Source organism: Mycobacterium sp., assembly GCF_052144515.1.
Taxonomy (GTDB): Bacteria; Actinomycetota; Actinomycetes; order Mycobacteriales; family Mycobacteriaceae; genus Mycobacterium.
Map to the genome: position 1 here is coordinate 1 of NZ_JBKQQD010000360.1, position 8,319 is coordinate 8,319.

Annotated in this window: 7 protein-coding genes and 2 pseudogenes; 3 read left to right on the plus strand and 6 right to left on the minus strand. The window is 66.2% G+C overall.

The window, feature by feature from the left end:
* Nucleotides 1-139 precede the first annotated feature (139 nt).
* The 3 genes from ACLP9N_RS23355 to ACLP9N_RS23365 are packed head-to-tail and all read left to right on the plus strand — an operon-like array spanning nucleotide 140 to nucleotide 3,260.
* On the plus strand, nucleotides 140-1,357 hold the full coding sequence (locus tag ACLP9N_RS23355; RefSeq protein ID WP_442404554.1) for a site-specific integrase: 1,218 nt from the start codon (nucleotides 140-142) through the stop codon (nucleotides 1,355-1,357).
* Nucleotides 1,354-2,274, plus strand: coding sequence for a tyrosine-type recombinase/integrase (locus ACLP9N_RS23360; RefSeq protein WP_442404555.1), 921 nt, complete (start codon nucleotides 1,354-1,356; stop codon nucleotides 2,272-2,274). The genes ACLP9N_RS23355 and ACLP9N_RS23360 overlap by 4 nt, the downstream gene beginning before the upstream one ends.
* Entirely contained in the window at nucleotides 2,271-3,260 is a 990-nt protein-coding gene (locus ACLP9N_RS23365; protein ID WP_442404556.1) for a tyrosine-type recombinase/integrase, read from the plus strand. The genes ACLP9N_RS23360 and ACLP9N_RS23365 overlap by 4 nt, the downstream gene beginning before the upstream one ends.
* 179 nt (nucleotides 3,261-3,439) lie before the next feature.
* On the opposite strand, the pseudogene ACLP9N_RS23370 reads toward ACLP9N_RS23365, so the two are convergent.
* The 6 genes and pseudogenes from ACLP9N_RS23370 to ACLP9N_RS23395 all read right to left on the minus strand — a co-directional run.
* A pseudogene (locus ACLP9N_RS23370) lies at nucleotides 3,440-4,129 on the minus strand (SDR family NAD(P)-dependent oxidoreductase).
* A gap of 199 nt (nucleotides 4,130-4,328) precedes the next feature.
* On the minus strand, nucleotides 4,329-4,763 hold the full coding sequence (locus tag ACLP9N_RS23375; RefSeq protein ID WP_442409621.1) for an SRPBCC family protein: 435 nt from the start codon (nucleotides 4,761-4,763) through the stop codon (nucleotides 4,329-4,331).
* Nucleotides 4,763-5,596 (minus strand): lysophospholipid acyltransferase family protein, encoded by an 834-nt coding sequence (locus ACLP9N_RS23380; protein WP_442409622.1) that lies wholly within the window; start codon nucleotides 5,594-5,596, stop codon nucleotides 4,763-4,765. The genes ACLP9N_RS23375 and ACLP9N_RS23380 overlap by 1 nt, the downstream gene beginning before the upstream one ends.
* A gap of 174 nt (nucleotides 5,597-5,770) precedes the next feature.
* A complete protein-coding gene (locus ACLP9N_RS23385) occupies nucleotides 5,771-6,016 on the minus strand; it encodes a phophatidylserine decarboxylase associated domain-containing protein (RefSeq protein WP_442409623.1) in 246 nt (81 codons plus the stop codon).
* Between the two features lie 8 nt (nucleotides 6,017-6,024).
* Nucleotides 6,025-6,914, minus strand: a pseudogene (locus tag ACLP9N_RS23390) (universal stress protein).
* Between the two features lie 224 nt (nucleotides 6,915-7,138).
* Nucleotides 7,139-8,319: APC family permease (locus tag ACLP9N_RS23395; RefSeq protein WP_442409624.1), on the minus strand; the 1,181-nt coding region annotated here is incomplete at its 5' end.

Here is an 8,319-nt window from a genome sequence, read left to right on the forward strand (position 1 = left end):
GATTATGCCGACCTGCGCGTTATGCCGACATCGGCGCGATCGTCCCTGTGGCGCAATGGGTTCCGCCTGGTGAGGTCGGCATAACGACGCCGAGCTCGATCATTGTCTTCTTCCCATTCCCGGAGAGAAGGAGACGAGCATGGTCAGGCCCGCGAGCAGGGTGAGCAAGGTCTTGATGACGGGGCCGCTGGCTCCATTCGCAGACGCGTACGTGCTGGAGTTGAAGCAGCGCTGCTATACGCCGTTGACGTCGGTGGTCCAGCTGCGGCAGGTGGCGCGGCTGAGTAACTGGCTCGAGGTGCTGGAGCTGGGCGTCGCCGAGCTGACCGGCGAGCGTGTCGAGGAGTTCCTTGCCTTCCAGCGCGCTACCGGGCGTTGGCGCGCTCAGTGGTCACGTCCGGGCCTGCTGTGCCTGCTGGATGTGCTGCGACGGCTGGGGGTGCTTGCTGCCGAGGAACCCGTGCAGGCTGGCTCGTCGACGGATGCGTTGCTGGCGTCGTTTGAGCGTTACCTGCTCACCGAGCGCGGCTTGGCGGCTGGTACTGCTCGTGGCTACGTGCGTCACGCGACCCGGTTCCTGGCCGGGTTCTCGCCCCGAGGCCTTGCCGACGTGACGGCGGCAGACGTGACGCAGGCCGTGCTGCGCGAGTCCGCGGCGGTCTCGGTGAGCGCGACACAAAACTTCGTCGCCGGGCTGCGGGCGTTGTTGCGCTTCTGCGTTGTCGAGGGGCTGATGCACGTCGACCTGTCTCAGGCGGCGCTGCCGGTGACCGGCCGGCGACGCTCTGCGCTGCCATGGGGGATCACTGCCGCCGAGGCCCGGGCCCTGCTGGAGAGTTGTGATCGACGCTCGGCGCTCGGGCGGCGCGACTACGCGCTGATCATCACGCTGCTGAGGCTGGGCTTGCGCAGAAGCGAGGTGGCCACCCTCTGCCTCGATGACATCGATTGGCGGGCAGGCGAGTTGGTTGTGGTGGGTAAGGGCGCTCGGCAGGACCGTCTGCCGCTGCCCGCCGATGTTGGTGAGGCGATCGCCTCCTATCTGCGGCGGGGGCGCCCGGCCAGCGATCGGCGGGAGGTGTTCCTGCGGGCCCGGGCACCGTTCGATCCGATCGCGGCAGGCACGGTCGCCTCGACGGTGCGCCGGGCGTGCCGGCGAGCAGGGGTAGCTGAGGTGGGTTCGCACCGGCTGCGCCACACCGTGGCCTGCGAGATGGTCGCGGTCGGGGTTCCGCTGGCACAGATCGCGCAGGTGCTGCGTCATCACAGCCTGCAGACCACAGCGGCCTACGCCCGCGTCGACCTCGATCGGCTGCGCCTTGTTGCGGCGCCATGGCCTGAAGGTGCGCAGCGATGAACGAGCTGAGCGGACACGTGCAGGACTACCTGCGGCTGCGCCGGGCACTGGGCTTCAAGCTCGAGCGCGCCGGGCACTTGCTCCCGCAGCTGGTGGCTTACCTGGAGGCCGCCGGCGCGGCGACGGTGACCAGTGATCTCGCGATCGCCTGGGCGCGGCTGCCGCAGCACGCCCACCCCAACCACTGGGCACAGCGCCTGGCCATCGCCCGCGGGTTTGCCCGCTACCTGCAGGCGCTCGACCCGGCCACGGAGGTCCCGCCGCCTGGCGTGTTCGCAACCCGCCGGCACCGGCCGACGCCGTTCCTGTGGTCGCAGCGCGACATCTGTCGCCTGCTGCAGAGCGCCCGAGCGCTGCGCCCAGCTCTGCGGGCGGCGACCTACGAGGCGCTGTTTGGGCTGCTTGCTACCTGCGGTATGCGGGTCGGCGAGGCAGTCGGACTCGACCGCGACGACGTCGACCTGCAGGCCGGGGTCATTACGATCCGCCAAGCGAAGTTCGACCGCACCAGGCTGGTGCCATTGCACCCGACGGTCCCCGAGGCGCTGTCGCGTTATGCGGCCGAGCGTGACCACCTTTGCCCGAGGCCCCGCTGCAGGGCGTTCTTCGTCTCCTCCGCGGGCACCCGGCTCGATCGCAGCGGCGTGAGCAAGACCCTCAGGAAGATCACCACCTCGCTGGGGATGCGCACCGAGTCCGTCCACCCGCGGGCACATGACCTCAGGCACAGCTTTGCCGTGGACACCCTGATCCGATGGCAGCGATCCGGGCTGAGCGTCGATGAGCACATCGCGACCCTGTCGACCTACCTCGGCCATGTCAGCCCCGCCGACACCTACTGGTATCTGTCGGCGTCGCCGGAGCTGATGGGACTGGCCGCCCAACGGCTGCACGCGCGATACGGAGCCCGACAATGACCGCGCTTGCCCCCGCACTGCAGGCCTACTTCAGCGACCGGTTGATCGGACAGCGGGCCGCCAGCCCGAACACCATCGGCGCCTACAAGCTCACCTTCCGGCTCCTGTTGACCTTCGCCTCCAAACGCCTCGGCAAGATGCCCGCCGCACTGGACATCGCCGAGCTCGACGCGCCGCTGATCGCCGCGTTCCTCGATCACCTCGAACGCGACCGGCGCAACAGTGCCGCCACCCGCAACAACCGCCTGGCCGCCATCCACTCCCTGTTCGGCTACCTCGCCCTACACCACCCCGAACACGCCGGCTCCATCGCGCGCGTGCTCGCCATCCCACCCAAACGAACCGAACGCAACCTGGTTACCTACCTCACCGACCCCGAGGTCGACGCGCTGCTGAACGCCTGCGATCAGAACACCTGGATCGGACGGCGCGATCACGCCATGTTCGCGCTCACCATCCAGACCGGCCTGCGCATCTCCGAGCTCGCCGGACTCACACGCCAGGACGTGACCCTCACCGTCGGCGCCCACGTGCACACCATCGGCAAAGGCCGCAAAGAGCGACGCACGCCGCTCGTTGCGCCCACCAAAGCGATCTTGCACGCGTGGCTCCGCGAATATCCCGGCGCTGCAAGCGATCCACTGTTCCCGACCATCACCGGCAGCCGCCTCAGCCGCGATGCGATCGAACGGCGCCTCGCCCACCACGTCGCAATCGCCACCGCCAGCTGCCCATCGCTGCGGCCGAAACCCGTCACCATGCATACGCTGCGTCACACCGCGGCAATGCGGCTCCTGCTCGCCGGCAACGACGTCACCGTCATCGCGCTCTGGTTGGGCCACGAGCAGCTCTCAACGACCAACATTTACCTGCACGCCGACATGACCCACAAGCAGCAAGCCATCGACCGCACCAAACCACTCGCGACCAAACCCGGCCGCTACCGGCCACCCGACTCGCTCCTCAAGTTCCTGGAGGCCCTCTGATTATGCCGACATCGATAAGCGAGAGTCCTTATGCCACAACGGTGATCGCGCCGATGTCGGCATAACGCGCAGGTCGGCATAATCGTGGACGCGTAACTTCTCGCGGCTAATCTCGGCGACCGCGGAGCGCCAGCGCACCGACCGCTGGCGCACCGTGCGGTCGGCCGTCGATACGCGGCTTAAATGACGGGACGAGTCGTTCGTTCGGGGATCGGCACCGATCTGCGGCCGGCCACTGATTTCGGGTTCCCTTCTTGCCACATCGGAATATTCACTGACTCTGGATTGGCGTCAGTGACGATCGGACCGGGCTGAACCAGATTGACGCTGATTCCGCGCGGCCCGAGTTCGCGGGCCAGCGCGCGGGTCAGCCCGCCGAGCGTCGCCTTGGTCATCGCCTACACGGCCACGCCCGGCACGGGGACTCGGTGGGCTGGCACGCTTCCGATCGTGATGATGCGACTGCCCGAGGTCATGTGAGGCACGGCTCGCCGGATCGCGGCGAATGCTCCGCGGATATTGATCGCGACCGCGCGGTCGAACTGGTCGAGTGGGACGGCTTCGATCGGCCCGAAGCTGTCCACGCCGGCGTTGTTGATAAGGATGTCCAGGCCGCCGAGCCGCGACGCGGCCTGGTGGACAGCTGCGACGACCTGTGCAGCGTCGGCGTTGTCGGCTTGAACCGCAAGCGCGGTCCTGCCCTTTGCCTCGATGTCGGATCGCAGCTTGTGCGCCGCGTCGGCGGAGGTCGCGAAGGTAAACGCCACATCGGCACCGTCGTCTGAGAGTCGCTGTACGATGGCCGCGCCGATCCCGCGTGAGCCTCCTGTGCCGAGGGCACGTCGTCCCGCGAGTTGCCCGACACCCATTGCGGTTCCTTCCTCCTGAGAAAGCGGCCAACCGCTGCCGACTGCGCCAACGGCCCTGCCGCAGCTGATCGGTGCCGTGGTTGATGCTCTAGCCGCATCCAGCCAAAGTCGATACGCCGACTTGAATTTTGGCTCTTCCAGGCATCAGTAGGCCATGCGTCTAGGGGTGGGCGAACTCGCCCGGTTCGGCGCGTCTGGTCTATGACTCCACAAGGCGCTGAAGGTTTTTCAGGCTCTCGGAGAGCGAGCGGCCGACTTGGCGGGCCGCGATGCGGTCGGCGATCAGGCCGAGCAGCCCGCCGTCTGAGTGGTAGGCAAGCCGGAATGTCACGATGGTTCGTCCCGGCCCGGCATCGCGCAGCCGGAAGCGGCCGCGTTGGGTCACGCCGGTGATGTTGATCCAGGCCAGGTCCCGCGCCTTGTCGAACTCCACCACCTCGGCGATGCCACCCACCGGTATCGAGCCGATCTTCCACAGCACGGTGTAGCGCGACCCGACCCGCGGTGGGCCTTCGGTTATGGTCTCCCACCGCTCCAGGTGAGGTAGCAAAGACGGGTAGCAGTCCGGGGAACCGAGGACCTTCCACACGGTGTCGCGATCCGCGTTGACAACGATCCGGCGTTCGATGCGCATCAGCCGATCACCGGGAATCGACGTTCGGCGGCCAACCGATCGACGCCGGCCTGCAGGCTGGCCACGACCTTGTCGTACACCGCCTGGTCGTCGTGGTTGACCTCGATCGGCTCCTGCACCTCGATGACGATCTTGGCCGGCAGCGGGATGTGGCCTAACCAGTCGGTGATGTTCAAGCCCCACGGCAGCGCCACCGAGATCGGCACGCTCTTGAGCCGCAGCACCTTGTCGAGCATCAGCAGTCTGGCCAGCCACTGCTCGCGTCCGAGGAACAACGCCGTCTCCTGGCCGCCGACGCTGGCCACTGGAACGATCGGCACGGCGGTCTCGCGGGCGAGTCGCACGAAGCCTTTGCGGCCACCGAACTCGACGACGTGTCGCTGCCACGATGGGCGGTACACCTCGTAGTCGCCACCCGGATACACCAACACGGCGGCGCCGGACTCAAGCGCCAGCCGGGTGTTTTCGGGACTGGCCGCCACGGTGCCGAATTTGCGGAGCCCACGCAACACCGGGTAGATGGCGACGAGGTTGTGCGCGAGTTGGTAGAACGGTCGCTCGACACCGAAGTAGGAGCAGAACGCCAGGGTGAACACGAAGGTGTCCGGGGGAACGTTGCCGCCGCTGTGGTTGCCCACCAGCAGCACCGGCCCTTCCGGAGGAATGCGATGCAGTCCACGAACGTCGGCCCGGAAGTACAGGGAGGCGAGCATCCAAAGGCCGGGCAACTGGTCTCGGATGTAGTCCGGGTCGCGCTGGTCCAGATCCGCCTTGGGGACCCGGGCGATGACCTGCTGCCTGGCCCATTCAAGGATGTCCGCCACACCCGTCACAGCTCCACCTTGGCACAGGTGGGCCAATTCGTTACCACAGGGCGCATCTCCGTGCGGGGCGATTTTCCACCCTGTTAATGCGCACCATGACAAACCCCACGACTGAGAATATGCCGCGAAGCTTCCCGATGACGTCCGGTCGGTCATCCTTCTTGACTCCTCGTTCCGCGGTAATCACCAAGCCTCCGGTGCCATTGTCAGCACCTCGTTGATCAGCCGCAGCATCTGCTCGACACTGTCCAGGTGGTTCTTGCGGTACCGCTTCGCGTGGGGCACCTCAGCGACCATCCGGTGAACATACATGCGCACCACCGGATCAGAGTCGATCAACTCCTGAAACTCAGTGATCGCAGGATGCAGCATGACCTGCTCGCCTTTGGCCTGCACCCGCCGCCGGTGACCGGAAAGCCAAGACTCCAACTCGTCCGTTAGCGTTGGCGCGCGACGATGACGGGTGTACTGGCCGCGTGCACCACTGCTGTGCTGACAGAGCCGAGCAGCATTCCGGCGAATCCCCCGCGGCCATGGCTGCCGACGACGACCAGCTGGGCGGTCTCGGCTTGCTCGAGCAGGTGATGCGCGGGCCGATCGAAAACAACGACACGACGCACGCGCACATCGGGGTAGCGCTCTTGCCAGCCCGCCAGGCGTTCGGCGAGGGCTTCATGCGCCCGCGGTTCGGCCACGCCCCATTCCAGCGCACGAATACCGAACGGGTCGCTGTCGCTGGATGCGTGCAGAGCTACCATTTCGACACCACGCCGTGAGGCCCCGTCGAAGGCGTCGCGGTGGCCAGCTCCGATGCCGGTGACCCGTCGATGCCTACGACTACCGGTGAGGAGGCAGGTTCGTGCTCGGCTGGGGCCTCGTCGTGGATGACGGCTACCGGGCAGTGCGCGTGATGGATCATCGCCGTACTGACCGATCCGAGCTGCACGCGGGGCAATTGCCCGGTACCGCGGCGACCCACCACGATCAGCTGGGCTTCCTTGGACAGATCGACCAGCGCGGGTACGGGTGCCGAAACGATCACCTCGCGGTGGATCTGCACGCCCTCGTCGCTGCCGCTGGCAGTCTGGGCGGCGTCGTCGATCAGCTGCTCGGACTGTTCTTGTTGCGCGCGCAAAAGATCGGCGGGGATGGGTGCCGTCCAGATGACGGTGGATGAGCCCGCTACCAGCGGGGCGGCGCCGTGGACAAGAGTCAATCCCACATGGCGCATCGCCGCCTCGCGTGCAGCCCACCGCACGGCCGCGGTCGATGACGCGGATCCGTCAACACCGACCACGATTTCGCAACGTGTTGAGCAGTCAGCCATTTCACTCTCCCTATGATCATCGGTCACAACAACAACGGGACCTGGGTAGATCCATGACGGCACCGACCCGACCTACGCGCTACTGCTGACGCTACGAGAACTGACTTCGCCGGGCAGGAGGCTAAATTCCCGATGGTCGGTGGCCATTGTGCCCTTCCCTACTATCGTCTACAAGCGAGCGCCACTTGTGATGTCCGTCGAATCATGTTGTAGCTCATCAGTGTTCAGCGCACCCCGGAACCGGGCACAACAATTTCGGTCCCCGCGTCGAGGGTCTTGCCGCGGAAGAAGTCCCGGCTACCGATTGCGCTCAGCGCCGCGATTGGGATGCCGAGCAGCAGCAGGCCCATGCCAAGGACGAATACACCACCGACCGGGCCAAAGTGGGTCTTGCCGTAGTGCGGCGCGTACATATTGATGGCGCTCTGCACGAACGCCCACGTCATCGCAACCGCGCCGATGAATGGAAAGGCGCCACGCAGCCAGAAGTCGCGTGCCGATCGCCGCAGCGTGCGCCGGTAGGTCCACACGCACGCATACGCTGCGGTGGCGTAGTAGAAGCTGACGGCCAGCCCCAGCGACGCCACCATGTCCGCCAACGAATTCTGGCTGACCAGCGTCATAACAAGATAGATCGTGAACCCACCGACACCGATCACGAGGACGGCGAACCACGGTGTCCGGTATTGCGGGTGCACCCGTGCGAAGCGCTGTGGTAGGGCCCGGTAGACCGCCATGGCCAGCATGACCCGCGCGGTTTTGACGAGACTCGTCATCACCGACGCCAGTGAGGAAGAACTGATCGCGAGCAGCAGCACAACGGCCAGGCCCCTACCGACCACCGGGTCTCCCAGGATGCTGAGGGCGTCGTTGGCGTTCTGGGGATTGTTCAGGCCGATGCCCGTTGTGGCGAACCCGGCGAACGCTTGAATCGCAAAGCTCACCAGCACATAGGTGCCGAGCATGAGGATCGTTGCGAAGACGGCGGCCTTGCCCGGGTTCTTGTGCGGCTGCTTGGTCTCCTCAGATATCGCCAGGCACGCATCCCACCCCCAGTACGCGAAGACGCACAGGATGGCCCCGTGGGCAACGGCCGCGGCGGATAGTCCCGCCGGAAACAGCCAGCTCCACCGTGGCATCACCGCCTGCGGACCCGCGTGATGGCTGAACACCTTCATCAACGCGACAACGCTGACCAGCGCCAGCATCGCGAACTGCACCGCCACCAGCACAGCCTGTGTGCGCTCGGTGACCTCGATTCCCCGTAGACATAGCAGCAGCAAGCCGACGACGGCCAACCCGCCGACCGCGACCTGAGCGGCCATTGAATTTGCCAATGCGTTCAGGTGCAGCGCCTTCAGCAAGTAGACCGCCGCGATCTGTGCGCCATTGCCGACGGCGACGG

Excerpts from the sequence above, each read along its gene's own strand:
- ACLP9N_RS23375 (WP_442409621.1), bottom strand. The coding sequence starts at position 4,763 with ATGCGCATCGAACGCCGGATCGTTGTCAACGCGGATCGCGACACCGTG.
- ACLP9N_RS23355 (WP_442404554.1), top strand. The coding sequence starts at position 140 with ATGGTCAGGCCCGCGAGCAGGGTGAGCAAGGTCTTGATGACGGGGCCG.
- ACLP9N_RS23365 (WP_442404556.1), top strand. The coding sequence starts at position 2,271 with ATGACCGCGCTTGCCCCCGCACTGCAGGCCTACTTCAGCGACCGGTTG.
- ACLP9N_RS23360 (WP_442404555.1), top strand. The coding sequence starts at position 1,354 with ATGAACGAGCTGAGCGGACACGTGCAGGACTACCTGCGGCTGCGCCGG.